Origin of the sequence: Streptomyces sp. NPDC057950, assembly GCF_042887295.1 — a bacterium.
Classification (GTDB): Bacteria; Actinomycetota; Actinomycetes; order Streptomycetales; family Streptomycetaceae; genus Streptomyces; species Streptomyces kaempferi.
In genome coordinates, this window is the sequence record NZ_JBHVPP010000020.1 from 34,619 (window position 1) to 48,262 (window position 13,644).

Annotated in this window: 10 protein-coding genes; 4 read left to right on the top strand and 6 right to left on the bottom strand. The window is 72.3% G+C overall.

Annotation, left to right across the window (positions count from 1 at the left end; translation table 11 throughout):
* Positions 1-95: 95 nt before the first annotated feature.
* From nrfD to ACFVTC_RS29595, 4 genes are read right to left on the bottom strand one after another with little or no spacing between them, the layout of a single operon-like run.
* A complete protein-coding gene (gene nrfD / locus ACFVTC_RS29580; protein ID WP_390131542.1) occupies positions 96-1,130 on the bottom strand; it encodes an NrfD/PsrC family molybdoenzyme membrane anchor subunit in 1,035 nt (344 codons plus the stop codon).
* Complete coding sequence (locus ACFVTC_RS29585; RefSeq protein ID WP_390131543.1) at positions 1,127-2,146, bottom strand: 4Fe-4S dicluster domain-containing protein; 1,020 nt, start codon at positions 2,144-2,146, stop codon at positions 1,127-1,129. The genes nrfD and ACFVTC_RS29585 overlap by 4 nt, the downstream gene beginning before the upstream one ends.
* The gene (gene fdh, locus ACFVTC_RS29590) at positions 2,143-5,436 is read right to left on the bottom strand and encodes a formate dehydrogenase (RefSeq protein ID WP_390131544.1); all 3,294 of its coding nucleotides are present in this window, start codon (positions 5,434-5,436) and stop codon (positions 2,143-2,145) included. Before fdh ends, ACFVTC_RS29585 begins: the two co-directional genes overlap by 4 nt.
* Before the next feature lie 42 nt (positions 5,437-5,478).
* On the bottom strand, positions 5,479-6,717 hold the full coding sequence (locus tag ACFVTC_RS29595) for a cysteine desulfurase family protein (RefSeq protein ID WP_390131545.1): 1,239 nt from the start codon (positions 6,715-6,717) through the stop codon (positions 5,479-5,481).
* Between the two features lie 201 nt (positions 6,718-6,918).
* Between ACFVTC_RS29595 and ACFVTC_RS29600 the strand changes: the two genes are divergently transcribed.
* Positions 6,919-7,722: a GNAT family N-acetyltransferase gene (locus ACFVTC_RS29600; protein WP_390131546.1), complete on the top strand. Its 804-nt coding sequence runs from the start codon at positions 6,919-6,921 to the stop codon at positions 7,720-7,722.
* 416 nt (positions 7,723-8,138) lie between these two features.
* Positions 8,139-9,746 carry a phosphodiester glycosidase family protein gene (locus ACFVTC_RS29605; RefSeq protein ID WP_390131547.1) on the top strand — a complete coding sequence of 536 codons (1,608 nt, stop codon included), beginning with the start codon at positions 8,139-8,141 and terminating at the stop codon, positions 9,744-9,746.
* A 250-nt stretch (positions 9,747-9,996) separates the two neighbouring features.
* Here the strand turns inward: ACFVTC_RS29605 and ACFVTC_RS29610 are convergent, their stop codons facing one another.
* Positions 9,997-10,365: a DUF488 domain-containing protein gene (locus ACFVTC_RS29610; RefSeq protein ID WP_381241516.1), complete on the bottom strand. Its 369-nt coding sequence runs from the start codon at positions 10,363-10,365 to the stop codon at positions 9,997-9,999.
* A gap of 408 nt (positions 10,366-10,773) precedes the next feature.
* Between ACFVTC_RS29610 and ACFVTC_RS29615 the strand changes: the two genes are divergently transcribed.
* A complete protein-coding gene (locus ACFVTC_RS29615; protein ID WP_390131548.1) occupies positions 10,774-11,142 on the top strand; it encodes a WhiB family transcriptional regulator in 369 nt (122 codons plus the stop codon).
* 505 nt (positions 11,143-11,647) lie between these two features.
* Here the strand turns inward: ACFVTC_RS29615 and ACFVTC_RS29620 are convergent.
* A complete protein-coding gene (locus tag ACFVTC_RS29620; RefSeq protein WP_390131549.1) occupies positions 11,648-12,430 on the bottom strand; it encodes an SDR family NAD(P)-dependent oxidoreductase in 783 nt (260 codons plus the stop codon).
* An 86-nt stretch (positions 12,431-12,516) separates the two neighbouring features.
* On the opposite strand from ACFVTC_RS29620, the gene ACFVTC_RS29625 reads away from it, so the two are divergent.
* Positions 12,517-13,374, top strand: coding sequence for a helix-turn-helix transcriptional regulator (locus ACFVTC_RS29625; RefSeq protein ID WP_390131550.1), 858 nt, complete (start codon positions 12,517-12,519; stop codon positions 13,372-13,374).
* Positions 13,375-13,644 lie beyond the last annotated feature (270 nt).

Sequence of the window (13,644 nt, forward strand, 5' to 3'; positions counted from 1 at the left end):
GGCGTCCGCGCCACACCGCAGGGACCCGGAGCGGCCCGGCGGGCCGGACCCGAGCTCGGGACCACGGCGGTGCCCGTGTCCACGGCGGGACGAGATCACTCCCCGTCCCGCTGCTCGCGGCGAGCGTCGAGACGTTCGCGTTGCGGCTTCACCACGTAGGCGGGGTCCTTGGTGGAGGTCACACCCGCCTCGAAGGTGCCGAAGCGCTGCAGGACGCTGCCCGCCATCAGAGCCAGTCCGCCCACGGCGGCGGCCGCGCGGCTGCGCCGGGCGAGGGTGAGCGCGGTGACCGCGCCGGCCAGGGTGAGGTACTCGGACGCTCTGCGCAGGTGGTGCGGGTGGCCGGTGGTGTACGCCCGGGTCACGAAGCCGGGGCGCCGGTCGATGAGCCGCGAGGCGACGATCTCCGCCGCCGCGCCCACCGCGGCGAACCGCCGCGCCGGGCCCGCCTCCGTCACCGGAACCAGCACCATGCCGAGGCCGCCGGCACTGGCCGCCGCGGAACCGGTGAACACGAAGGGCAGCTCGCCACGGGCGTCGTGCCACGCGGGCACCGCAGTCTGTGAGAGCAGGACCGCCGTGTACGAGGCGACGCCGGGGGCGAACAGGGCCGCGGACAGGCCGGCCGGACGGGCCGCCAGACGCAGCAGCCGCCCCGGCGGCGTGGCACGCCAGGCGGCGGGCAGCATCTCGGCCGTGGCCGCCAGCGCGCTGCCGGGCCCGTACGCGATGAGGATCCAGGTGCCGACGGACATCGGTGAGCTCGGCTTGGCGACCCTCATCATGTGGTGGAACCGCGCAGGGCGCCCGAGGTCCGCCACCAGCAGGTACATGCTGACGAGAAGGGCGGCGAAGCCACCGACGCGACCCGCCTGCCGCAGCCGGGGACGGGCCGTCAGGTCCGCGCCGGCCGCGAGCAGCGCGGCGCCCGCCGACAGTCCGCCGGTGAACAGGTACGCGGGGATCTTCCACTCCCACACCGGTGGCTTGAGCACCGGACGCCCGTAGTAGGAGCGGAACTCCGCCCGCGGCACCATGGACTGCTCGCGGCTCCCGTCGTCGTCCTTTCCCCGGTCCCTTCGCCGGCCGGGGCGATGCCCGCCGTGCCTGGTCGTCCCGTCCCCGCTCATCGCCGTTCCCCGCCCAGGAAGACCGCCGCCGAGACGGCCAGCAGGGCGGACGCCGCCGCGCCCGCGTGCTTCCACATCGACATCAGGTCGCGGGTGGGCACGACCGGGTCCGGTGGCAGCCCGTACACCTCGGGATCGTCCAGCAGCAGGAAGAACGCGCCGTCGCCGCCGACGCCGTCCTCGGGGTCGCGGCCGTAGAGCTGGGCCTCGGGCACTCCTGCCTCGTGCAGCGTCGCGAGGCGCCGGTCGGCGCGCTCGCGCAGTTCGTCCAGCGGGCCGAACTGGATGGAGTCGGTGGGGCACGCTTTGGCGCAGGCCGGTTCCAGCCCGTCGCGCAGCCGGTCGTAGCACATGGTGCACTTCCAGGCGCGCCCGTCGTCGGGCCGCCGGTCGATGACACCGTAGGGGCATCCGGACACGCAGTAGCCGCAGCCGTTGCAGATGTCGGGCTGCACCACCACGGTGCCGAACTCGGTGCGGAACAGGGCGCCGGTGGGGCACACGTCGAGGCAGCCCGCGTGGGTGCAGTGCTTGCACACGTCCGAGGACATCAGCCAGCGGAACTGGGTGCGGTTCTCCGCGCCGGTCCCGGCGCCGGGCAGGCCGAAGGAGGGGAAGCCCAGGTCCACGGGTGCGGTGCCGAGGTCGCCGCCACCGCGCTTGGCCACCTCCAGGGCGTCCGCCACGATCTCGGGCGTGCCCTCGGTGCTGGACGGACCGACGGGCAGGGCGGTGAGCCCCGCGTCCTGTTCGCCCAGTGGCCGCTCCTGCTCGATGAAGGCGACGTGCCGCCACGAACTGGCGCCCAGCATCCCGGTGTTGTCGAAGGACATGCCCAGCAGGTCGATGCCGTCCTCGGGGATCCCGTTCCACTCCTTGCAGGCCACCTCGCAGGCCTTGCAGCCGATGCAGACGGACGTGTCGGTGAAGAAGCCCACCCGCGGCGGGTGGTCGCGGTGGCCGGCGTCCCCGGCCGGGTCCGCGAGCGGACCGTGGAAGCTGTTCTCGCTCGTCATGACGGTTCCTCCGGCCGGTCGTGCGGTTCGGTGTGGGCGTGCTCGGTGTGGCCGCCCGCCGTCGCGATACGGGTGCCGGTCTCCGTGGTGATGCCGGCCCGGCGGCGGTACTCCCGCACGTAGGCGAGCAGGGCCGGCCCCCGCGGACGCCGACCGGGCCGTACGTCGCAGGTCAGCACCTTGCTCTCCTGGATGAACACGTTCGGGTCGGCCACCACGCCGATCAGGTCGTTGACCACGTCGCCCGTGGTGAGGCCCGTCGAACCCCAGTGGTACGGCATCCAGACCTGGTGGACGACGCGCCCGTCGATCCGCAGTGGCGCCATGCGGTCCGTGACGACCACGCGCGCGTCGACGGCCGTCCGGCTGGTGATGACGTGGGCCCAGTCCAGGTGGTGCAGGCCGCGCTCCCGCGCCAGTTCCGGCGACACCTCGACGAACAGGGCCGGCTGGAGTTCCGCCAGGTAGGGGAGTTGGCGGCTCATGGCCCCGGCCGTGTGGTGCTCTGTCAGCCGGGCCGCGGTGAACACGTAGGGGAACACCTGGGTGTGCGCTTCCGGGGGTGCCGGGTTGGACGGGTTGTCGGGGCGCCCGTAGACCTTGCGCACCGGGTTGCCCTGCTGTCCGTAGAGCAGGTTGCGCATCGGCGACTCGTGCGGTTCGTAGTGTGTCGGCAGTGGTCCGTCGGCGAGCCCGGCCGGCGCGAACAGCCACGCCTTGCCGTCGCGCATCATGATGAACGCGTCGCTGCCGCCGAGTGCTTCCGGGCCCGACGCTCCCGCTGGCGGCCGGTAGTGCGGCGGTTTGGTCCGCTCGAAGTCCGGCGTGTCGTTCCCGGTCCACTCGCCGGCCTCCTCGTCCCACCAGATCAGCTTCTTCCGCTCGCTCCAGGGGCGCCCGTCCGGGTCGGCCGATGCGCGGTTGTAGAGCACGCGGCGGTTGAGCGGCCAGGTCCAGCCCCACTCCGCGTCGTACGGCCCCGACTCGAGGCGGGAGGTGCGACGGCGGGACTGGTTGGTCTCCCCGGCGTACACGCCGCTGTAGATCCAGCAGCCGCAGGCGGTGCTGCCGTCGGCCCTGAGGTCCGGGTAGCCGTCGACGGTGCGGCCGGTGCGCAGGTCGATGCCGTTGATGTGGCGCAGCACGTCCGAGGCAGAGGGCTCGTCGCCCTCGACCTCGTAGTCCCACGCGAGGTCGAGGACCGGGCGGTCGCGTTCGTCGGTCGAGCCGGCCAGCCGCTGTTTGATGCGTACGGCGAGCTGGTGGAAGAACCACAGTTCGGAGCGCCGGTCCCCGGAGGGTTCCACGGCCTGGTCGCGCCACTGCAGCATCCGCTGCGTCTGGGTGAAGGTGCCGGCCTTCTCCACGTGCGAGGACGCGGGGAAGAAGAACACCTCCGTGCGGCAGCGCTCGGTGACGATCTCGCCGGTCTCGATCTCCGGCGCGTCCTTCCAGAACGAGGCGCTCTCGATCATGACGAGGTCACGGACGACCAGCCAGTCGAGGTTCGCCATGCCGAGGCGCTGCAGGCGGCCGTGGGCCGAGCCCACCGCCGGGTTCTGGCCGAGCAGGAAGTAGCCGAACACCTTCCCGTCGACCATGTCCATCGCGGTGCGGTACGTGCCGTGGTCGCCGTTGATCCGGGGCAGGTAGTCGAAGCAGTAGTCGTTCTCCGCCGTCGCGGCGTCGCCCCAGTACTCCTTGAGCAGCGACACCATGTAGGCGTCGGCGTCGCCCCAGAACCCCTTCTGCTGCCGGCCGCGGACGGCGTCCAGGTAGCCGGCCAGGTTCTCGTGGCCGGTGTCGGCCATCGGCAGGTAGCCCGGCAGCAGGTTGAACAGCGTGGGAATGTCCGTGGAGCCCTGGATGCTGGCGTGACCGCGCAGCGCGAAGATCCCACTTCCCGGACGGCCGATGTTGCCCAGCAGGAGCTGCACGATCGACCCCGCCCGGATGTACTGGGCGCCCACCGAGTGCTGGGTCCAGCCGACGCTGTAGACCAGGGCGGTGGTCCGCTCCCGGCCGGAGTTCTCCGTCCAGGCCCGGCACACGTCGAGGAACAGCTCCCGCGGTACCCCGCAGACGCGCTCCACCATCTCCGGCGTGTACCGCGCGAAGTGCCGTTTGAGCACCTGGAACACACAGCGGGGATGCTCCAGGGTGGGGTCGGCCTCGATGTCCCCCTCGGCGTCCTCGACGAACGGGCCCTTGGCGCCGTGCTGGTACGGCTCGGAGGTCTCCTTCGCGTGACTGCCCGGCCGCTCCTGTGTCGTGACGCTCGCGTACGACCAGGACGACGCGTCGTACGCCGCGGTGTGCGGGTCGTAGCCGCTGAACAGTCCGTCCAGGTCCTCGGTGTCCTGGAACCGTTCGTTCACCAGGAAGGGGGCGTTGGTGTACGCCCGCACGTACTCACGGAAGTCCAGGCCGTGGCCGAGGATGTGGTTGATCACGCCGCCCAGGAACGCGATGTCGGTCCCCGCCCTGATGGTGACGTGCTGGTCGGCGTGCGCGCTGGTGCGGGTGAAGCGCGGGTCGATGTGGATGACCCTGGCGCCGCGCGCCTTGGCCTCTGTCACCCACTGGAACCCGACGGGATGGGCTTCGGCCATGTTCGAGCCCATGATGATGACGCAGTCGGTGTTGACGAGGTCCTGCAGGTAGTCCGTGGCGCCGCCACGTCCGAGCGAGGCTCCCAGACCGGGAACCGTGGCGGAGTGTCAAATACGGGCCTGGTTCTCGATCTGCAGCGCGCCGAGGGCCGTGAACAGCTTCTTGATGAGGTAGTTCTCCTCGTTGTCCAGCGCCGCGCCGCCGAGGCTCGCCAGGCCCATGGTGCGGCGGAGCGTCCTGCCGTTCTCGTCGGTGTCCTGCCAGCCCTTGCGGCGGGCGTCGAGCACCCGGTCGGCCACCATGTCCACGGCGGTCTCCAGGTCCAGGCGCTGCCACTCGGTGCCGTACGGCGGCCGGTAGAGGACGTGCTCCTCACGCTGTGGTCCCGTCACGAGCTGCTTGCTTGCGGAGCCCTTGGGGCACAGTCGGCCGCGGGAGATCGGGCTGTCCGGGTCGCCCTCGATCTGGATGACGCGGTCGTCCTTCACGTAGACGCGCTGGGCGCAGCCCACCGCGCAGAACGGGCACACCGAGTTCACCACCCGGTCCGCGGTCTCCGTGCGGGCACCGAGACCGGCGGAGCGGGCCGACTGCGCCGCCTTGCCGCGGCCCAGCGGGTCCGTGCCGGTGAGCTGCCGGTACACCGGCCACGCCTCCAGCCACCGCTTCACGCCCATCCGCCCGCTCCTTCGCGCGAGGGCCTCCACCTCCTTTCGACGCTACCGGCCGGAGGCCGGGCCGCAAGTCCGCGGCGCCCCGGACTCGCGGCCCGGCCTCCGGCCGTGTCCCTCCGGGGCGAGCGAGCGCACGGCACCGACCAGCAGCTCGACCGCCCGGTCGACGTCCGCCGGGGTCGTCCAGCGGCCGAGCGACAGCCGTACGGCGGCCAGTGCGCGGGCTTCGCCCAGGCCCATCGCACGCAGCACGGGGGAGGCGGAGCCGGTCCCGCTGTGGCACGCCGAGCCGGTGGAGGCCGCGAGCCGCGGCACGGCGGCCAGCAGCTCGTGCCCCGTGGTGCCGTCGATGCTGACGTTCAGGGTGCCCGGCAGACGGCGGGCGCACCCGTTCACGTGCACCTGCCCGGGAAGCGCCTCGTCCAGCCCCTGGTGCAGGCGGTCGCGCAATACCTCGGTGCGCCGGGCGCCGCCGTCCGCGAGTTCCGCGGCGGCGAGTTCGGCGGCGGTGCCCAGCGCCACGGCGAGGGCGGCGCTTTCGGTGCCGGCGCGGAGCCCGCCCTCCTGTCCGCCGCCGTACACCAGGGGTTCGAGGCGGACACTGGCGCGCACCCGAAGGGCGCCGACGCCCTTCGGGGCGTACATCTTGTGACCGGCCACGGTCAGCAGGTCCGCGCCGAGTGCCCGCACGTCCACCGGGATCTTGCCGGCCGCCTGGGCCGCGTCGCAGTGGAACAGGGCGCCGTGGTCGTGGGCGAGTCGGGCCAGTTCGGCGACCGGCTGCAGCGTGCCGGTCTCGTTGTTGGCGGCCATGACGGAGACCACGGCCGTCCGTTCGTCCAGCGTCGCGGCCAGGTCGGCGGGATCGACCAGCCCGCTTTCGTCGACCGGCAGACACGTCACGTCCGCCCCGTAAAGACGGTGCAGCGCGCGGCAGGTCTCCAGCACCGCGGGGTGCTCGGTGACCTGGGTGATCACTCGGCGCCTGCCGTGGCCCGCGGCGAGCACGGCGCCCCGCAGCGCGAGGTTGTTCGCCTCGGAACCGGAGCCGGTGAAGACGATCTCGTCCGTGGACGCCCCGACGAGCGCGGCGACCTGCCGGCGGGCCCGGACCAGAGCCGCCCGTGGTGCGGCGCCGTAGGCGTGTCCACTGGACGGGTTGCCGAAACCGGTCGCCAGGAGAGGCAGCATCGCCTCCACCACCCGAGGGTCGACCGGAGTGGTGGCGTTGTGGTCCAGGTACACCGGACCGCCGTCCTGGCCCGGACTCGGCGGCACGTTCATAGGGGCCTGCGCATTCGTTCGCGGACGGGCGGAAGGCGGGGATCGACGGCGGCACACCAGCGTGCCGAACCGGACCCCGGACGCATTGTGTCGCATGTGGGATACATTCGGCTCTTATGTCCTTTTCGGGTCAGGCGAGCCGCATCCGTACTTCCGCGGGGCCCCCGCACCGCCTCCACCTGCGGAGAATAGACTCCGCGCATGAGTTCGAACCTCCTGTCCGGTGCCCGGATCGACGCCGCCGCCCGTGCTTGGGGAGCCGCTCTGCGTCGTATCGCCGCCGCCGAGCCGCGCATGCGTCAGGAAGTGGCGGAGAACGAGACGTACATGGTCGTCACCGGGAGCCCCGCCGACAGCGTGAACGGTGTCTTCACCTCCGCTCCCAGGCCGGACGCCGGGCAGATCGAGCGTCTCGCGGCCCGGACGGCCGCCACGGCGGATTCCTTCCCCGGACCGGTGTCCTGGTGCGTGCAGGTGCGCTCGGACCCGGACGACCGCGTGCGTGAGGTGGCCCGGAGGTACGGCCTCACGAAGCGGGCACGGGAACCGTTCATGCTCAGGGATCTGAAAAGCGCCCCTCCGGTCCCCGGCGACACCGGAGCGATGGACGTGCGCGTCGTCACGGGGGCGGAGCACGATCTCTACGCCCGTGCCCTCGCCGACGGTTTCGGGGCCCCGGAAGAGGTCTTCGCGCCCCTGTTCACCCCTGCCGTCCTCGACGCCGCACCGGACATCACCGCGTACGTGGGGGAGGTGCGGGGGCAGGTGGTCACCACCGCGATGACCATCCTCGTGGACGGGCATGTCGGGGTCTTCAACGTCTCCACCCATCCGGACCACCGGGGGTCCGGTCACGGACGGCGGATCACGGAGGAGATGGTGGCCCGCGGGCGGGACGCGGGAGCCGAAACCGCCTACCTGCGCTCCTCCGACATGGGCCTCCCGCTCTACCTCTCACTCGGCTTCGCCGTGGCGGAACACTGGACCTACTTCACCGAGGGGTGACCTTCGTACGGCATGGCCGCCGCGGGGCACGGACACGGACCGGCGGACGGACCGGCCGAGCGGTGCGGTGTGTCATCCGCCCCCCCGGATCCCGCGGACGCGTGGTGAGCCGCGTCCGGCGCGCCGGGTCAGGATCCCGGGACGAGGTCGCCGCGGTGGAAGCCCTGGTCGCGGGCTTGTCGGACCTCGCCGAGGGGATCGGACCGGAACGTCTTCCCGCGCCGCCCGCGGAAGGAATCGGTGAGCCGTTGTCATCGAGGCTTCTCCCAGCCGCCGTTGGCCCGTGACCTGCCCGTACGGCCACGGGTCTGGGATGTGGAACGCGGCAACCGGGAGACCTCCGGCCGCAGGCCGATCCGAACGTCAGGAGACGTATGTCCCACGCAGTCGAGAGAGCACGCCGCGGATTCGGCCGGATGAAGCAGCCCCTCCGGAGCGGCGTGGCGTGTGGCGCCGCCCTCACGTTCGTCGCCCTCGCCCCGTCGGCGGCCGCGAGCACGCCGACCGCCGACGCCGGTCCGTCCGCCTCCTCCGCGCTCCACGGGATCTCCTGGTCGACACTGAGCGTCGCCCCCGGAGTCCAGGTCCGGACCGGGACGCTGCGGGACTCCGCCGCCGCCCCGGTGTGGTCGGTCACCGTGCAGGCCCCCGCGGTCAACCGCCTCACCGGCGCCTCTACTTGGGCCCCACTCGGCGACCGCGCGTGGGCGGACGCGACCGCCGCGCGCCTGCGCGGCGCCGGGTTCGAACCGCGGCTGGAGCAGGTGAACTGGGACGACTACTCCGACACCCCCCGCGGCACGATGGGTTGGCAGGTCCGGGTCGGGCGGTACGCCACGCAGGCGGAGGCGGGCACCGCCGGCACAGCGGTCGTGGCGGCGGGTTTCCGCACCGCGGTCGACTGGACCGGATACGACGGCCGGCAGCGCCCGGACGGTGAGAACATCCACGTCGCCGTGGTGGACCCCACGCGCTTCGCCGGGACGATCGGGGCGAGCGACGGCGGCAACGTCGCCGACCGGGAGAACACCTCCACCGTGGCCACGCGCCTGGGTTCGCTGATCGGGGTCAACGGCGGCTTCTTCATCACCTCCGACGCCGACGGTGTGCAGGGCACCCTCGCCGGTCTCTCCGCGCGGCACGGCAGGCTCGAGTCGATGGCGGTCGGCTCCCGCGCCGCGCTGATCCTGGGGGCCGGCGGCCGGCGGCCGCGTATCGCCGACCTCTCCACCACCGTCACGGTGCGGGACGGATCCGCCGAGTACGGCGTACAGGGCATCAACCGGGTTCCGGGCAAGGTGCGCAACTGCGGCCGGCCTGGCGCGGTCCCCACCGCCGAGCCACGCCACGACACCACCTGCACCATCGCGGACGACCTCGTCGAGTTCACCCCCGAGTTCCGCGCGTCGCTCCCCACGGGGGCGGGTGTCCAGGTGGTCCTCGACAAGCGGGGTGTCGTCGCCTCCGTGGGCGACCGAGGGGGTGCGGTGCCCGATCACGGGGCGGTCCTCCAGGGCATCGGCGGGGCGGCGGGATGGCTCACCGGCCACGCGCGCGTCGGCAAGCGCCTGTCGCTCCGCGAGGTGATCCGGGACTCCTCGGGCCGGGAGATCAGGCTCGGGCCCGACGACAGCATCGTCAGCGCGGCTCCCACGCTGGTCGAGGACGGCCGTGTGCACATCGACGCCGCCACCGAGGGGACACTCGACCCGCGCGACCTCTCGTTCGGTTTCGCCTGGTCCAACGTGCGCCAGCCGCGGACCCTGGCCGGCATCGACCGGCGGGGCCGGCTGCTCCTGGTGACCGTGGACGGGCGGCAGCCCGGGGTGAGCGAGGGTTTCACCCTGGCGGAAGCCGCCCGTTTCATGCGGTCGCTCGGCGCCGTACAGGCGCTGAACCTCGACGGGGGCGGCTCCACCGCGATGGCGGTCAACGGCGCACTGGTGAATGTCACCTCGGACGCGACGGGTGAACGCGCCGTCGGCGACACGATCCAGGTCCTTCCGAGGCGACGCAGCAGGTGACCCCCGACGGCCCCGCGCGGGCGGGGACGGTTCCGGTCCCACCACGCTCGGAGCGCGCGTGCTCGGAGCATGCACGTTCGCTCCCGGGCGCGGCGGGCGGCCGGACTGTCCGTCCCCGCCCGCGGAAGGGCTCTCCCGCATCGGTCCGCGACGCCTGAGCGTCCTGGTGAAGGACTCGGGAAACAGGTGCCTGGTCCCGAGTCCGCACCGGCGCGGGATCCCGCACCGGCCGGTTCACGCACTGCCGCGGTCAGCTCCGGAGCAGCTCGGCGAGAACCTCGGCCTCGCTGATCTCCGGTTGCTTCGTCGCGGTGACAAGCGTCAGGGTCCGCTCCCCGGCGAGGTCGCGCAAATGCGCCAACGCCCGCGCACGCTCCGGATCCAGCAGCTCCTCGCGATAGCGGCGCCCGAACTCCTCGAAGAGGTCCGGGTCATGGTGGTACCACTGCCGCAACTCAGTGGAGGGCGCGACCTGCTTGCACCACTCGTCCAGGTGCGCCTTCGCCTTGGCCAGCCCACGCGGCCAGAGGCGGTCCACCAGCACCCGCGCGCCGTCCGCCCGCTCGGGCACCTCGTACGCCCTGCGCACCCGTACCTGAACCTTGTGATCCGCTGTCATCAGCGACCTCGTCACCGATCTCTCGTTCAACGCTTTGGACCAACACCCCACGTCACTCCGGCCGGACACGCCCGCGCCAGGCTCACGCCAGGCGCCGCGGCACGTGATCCGAACGCGCGCGTCCCTACCCAGCCTCCCTCCACACGTGCGTCGGCGCCACTTCGGAGCAGTGTCACGGCGGTCGGCAGAAGGGTTCCCGAGGGGGCTGAGCGGCTTCCGGGGCTCCCGCCGGAGACCAAGGCCGGGGCAGAATCGAAGGGCGAAGCCGATGGGCCTAGTTGACGGTACGTCAGATTCCTTCCGGGAGCTGTTGGCAAGGGCTGTTCACTCGAAGGGATTGCCGCCGGGCAACGCTGTTCCGTGCCTGGTGCGATTGCCGTACGTTCTCCGAACTGCCACACGCATAGGGTGGTGTACGGCGGGCCGGATCGGGGAGAGGGCGGCGACGGGGTGGACGCGGACGACAAGTGGGGCGCGCATGCGGTATGCCGGACCGCCGATCCGGAGGAGCTGTTCGTCGAAGGCGCTACGCAGAACAGTGCGAAGGCCCTCTGTACCGGATGCCCGGTGCGGACCGAATGCCTGGCTCATGCCCTCGATCGCAGGATCGAGCACGGCGTGTGGGGTGGCATGACGGAGAGGGAACGGCGCGCGTTGCTGCGACGCCGGCCGACGGTCACCTCCTGGCGTCGGTTGCTCGAGGCGGCGCGCACGGCGTACGACCGGCAGGCCCGGCCGGTTGGTGACGGTGACGGACGCGCGGCCGCCGCGGGCTGACCCCTCCGCCACCCCGTTCGATCCGACGAGCGGGCAGCGGCCGAGAGCGTCGCGCAGCGCGTCGTGATCACGTGCAGCGCGTCCGTGGTCACGCGCGGCGCATCCGTGCTCATGGGGGTCGGCCGTCCATGTGCCTCTTCCCGGCCTCGTCGTAGACCTGGTCCTGTTGGGTCCCCGCGATCCGCTGCGGGGACGTTCCCGGCGCTCCGGCAACTCCCGTCCGGAGCGTCGGGAACGCATCTCCACTCAACGCTCGAAGCGCACGGCGCGCCACACGGGGAGACCGAGCCGCACCGGCTCCGGCATCGGCGGGGCCCTCCGCACAGCGCGGAAGGCGTGACCGTGGAGGGCGCACCGGCAGGAGTCCCCCGTCCGCATCCCCGGTGACAGAGGGTCGCTACCGAGCGTCACCGCGCGGGGCGTGGACCGGCACTGGGTACGGCAGCGGTCAGGTCGGCTCCGTCGCGGAATGATCAGGAATTGCCTGGCGGAGCGTGGCCGCCCTTCAGGCGCCGGCGCCGCCGTCCACCGGGACGATCGCACCCGTCACCATCGAGGCCCGGTCGCTGAGCAGCCACGCGGCCACCTCGGCGACCTCGTGAGGCTCGGCCATCCGGCCGAGCGGGATGCTCGCGCTGATCCGCTCGACGACGCCAGGGGACGCCGCCTCCCACGTGTCGATCATCTCCGTAGCGGTGCCGCCGGGGGTGATGCCGTTCACGCGGACCCCCTGCCGCCCCCACGTCACGGCGGCCGTCTCGGTGAGGCTGTTCAGCGCGCGTTTCATCGCGCCGTAGGCGGGGAGCTCCGGGTTCGCGCGGCGGCTGCCGATGCTCGAGGTGTTGACGATCGCCCCGCCGCCGCCGCGGCGCATGAGCGCGGCCTCGGCCGTCATCGCGGTCCAGTGCCCACGGAAGTTCACCGCGAACTGCTCCTCGACATCCTCGTCGCTCGTCGTGTCGAGCGGGCCGGGCCGCTGAATCGCCGCGCCGTTGTTGAACGCGCCGTCGAGCCGTCCGTGCAGCTCCTCGACACGGTCGACCGCCGCGCGGATGCTCGCACGGTCGGCGAGATCCACTGTCACGGCGTCCGCGACGCCGTCCTCGGCGCGGATCTCGGCGACGATCCGCCGGAGGGCGTCGGTGGTGCGGGCGGCGAGGACGACGGCGGCGCCCTCACGTGCGAAGAGGCGGGCGGCGGCCGCCCCGATACCGCGGCTGGCGCCGGTGATGAACACGACCTTGCCGGTGAGCAGGCCGATGGGTGCGATGTCGATGTCGTTCGTCATGGCGCCAGTGTCGGGCCGGCCGCCGGACCGGATGCAGGCACAGGCGGTACCAGGATCCGCCGCCGCGCGGCGTGCAGACTTGGGGCATGGACAAGCAGGAGCTCGGGGCGTTCCTCCGTAGCCGTCGCGAGCGGCTCCGGCCGGAGGACGTCGGCCTCCCTTCCGGCTCGCGACGCCGCACACCGGGTCTTCGCCGCGAGGAGGTCGCCGTTCTCGCGCACATCTCCACGGAGTACTACGTCCGGCTCGAGCAGGGCAGGGCGCCGCGGCCGTCGGGTGAGGTCCTCGCCGGGATAGCGGGCGCGCTGCGGCTCACGGACACCGAGTCCGACCACCTGCACGTGCTCGCGGGCACCGCCCCGCGCCGTGGCGGACGGCACCGGCGCGACGTCCGCCCGAGCATCCTCGCGCTCCTCGAACGGCTGCCGCAGACGGCCGCTTTCGTGACATCCGCCGTGTTCGAGGTGCTCGCGTGGAACGACCTCGCGGCCGCGCTCATGGAGGACTTCGCCGCGCTCGCCCCGAAGGACCGCAACCTCGCACGCCGGGCATTCCTGGGGGCGGCCCGCTCCGGTGCGACGCTGTACGGGGTCTCCGACGCCGCGGAGTTCCGGCATCACGTCGTCATGCGGCTCCGGCTCGCCCTCGCCCGGTACCCGTCCGACCCCGCGGTAACCGATCTCGTCGACGAACTGCGCGGCGCCAGCCCCGAGTTCGCCCGGCTCTGGGACCGGCACGACGTGCAGGCCGCGCCGATGCTCACGAAGACCTTCCGCCACCCGGTCGTCGGTGAACTCACCGTCGACTGCGACTCGCTCACGCTGCCCGACAGCGACCAGTACCTCGTGCTGTACACCGCACCGCCCGGGTCCCATGGCGCCGAGGCGCTGGCCCTTCTGAACGTCCTTGGAGTCGAGGGTGTCGACGCGAGCAGGTCGCTCTGACGGAGCCGGACACGCCGGACCGAGGTGTGCCCGTCGGGGAGTGGGGTGTGCCGCGTCCGCGATGTCCCGGCTTAGCGTTCACTGTCAATCCATTGCAATGAACTGCGCGTGAGACGTTGCGTTCCTTGCAGGACCGTTGCAACGAACTTCACGCATCTACCTGCGGCTAAGGCCATTTCGCGCAACAAGGATGTTGTCGAATCCATGAATGCAACGTAGCGTTTCCTTCATCGGAAAACGCGGGCCGCAAGGGCGCGCGATGCAGGAGAA

Excerpts from the sequence above, each read along its gene's own strand:
- nrfD (WP_390131542.1), bottom strand. The coding sequence starts at position 1,130 with ATGAGCGGGGACGGGACGACCAGGCACGGCGGGCATCGCCCCGGCCGG.
- ACFVTC_RS29585 (WP_390131543.1), bottom strand. The coding sequence starts at position 2,146 with ATGACGAGCGAGAACAGCTTCCACGGTCCGCTCGCGGACCCGGCCGGG.
- ACFVTC_RS29595 (WP_390131545.1), bottom strand. The coding sequence starts at position 6,717 with ATGAACGTGCCGCCGAGTCCGGGCCAGGACGGCGGTCCGGTGTACCTG.
- ACFVTC_RS29600 (WP_390131546.1), top strand. The coding sequence starts at position 6,919 with ATGAGTTCGAACCTCCTGTCCGGTGCCCGGATCGACGCCGCCGCCCGT.
- ACFVTC_RS29605 (WP_390131547.1), top strand. The coding sequence starts at position 8,139 with ATGAAGCAGCCCCTCCGGAGCGGCGTGGCGTGTGGCGCCGCCCTCACG.
- ACFVTC_RS29610 (WP_381241516.1), bottom strand. The coding sequence starts at position 10,365 with ATGACAGCGGATCACAAGGTTCAGGTACGGGTGCGCAGGGCGTACGAG.
- ACFVTC_RS29620 (WP_390131549.1), bottom strand. The coding sequence starts at position 12,430 with ATGACGAACGACATCGACATCGCACCCATCGGCCTGCTCACCGGCAAG.
- ACFVTC_RS29625 (WP_390131550.1), top strand. The coding sequence starts at position 12,517 with ATGGACAAGCAGGAGCTCGGGGCGTTCCTCCGTAGCCGTCGCGAGCGG.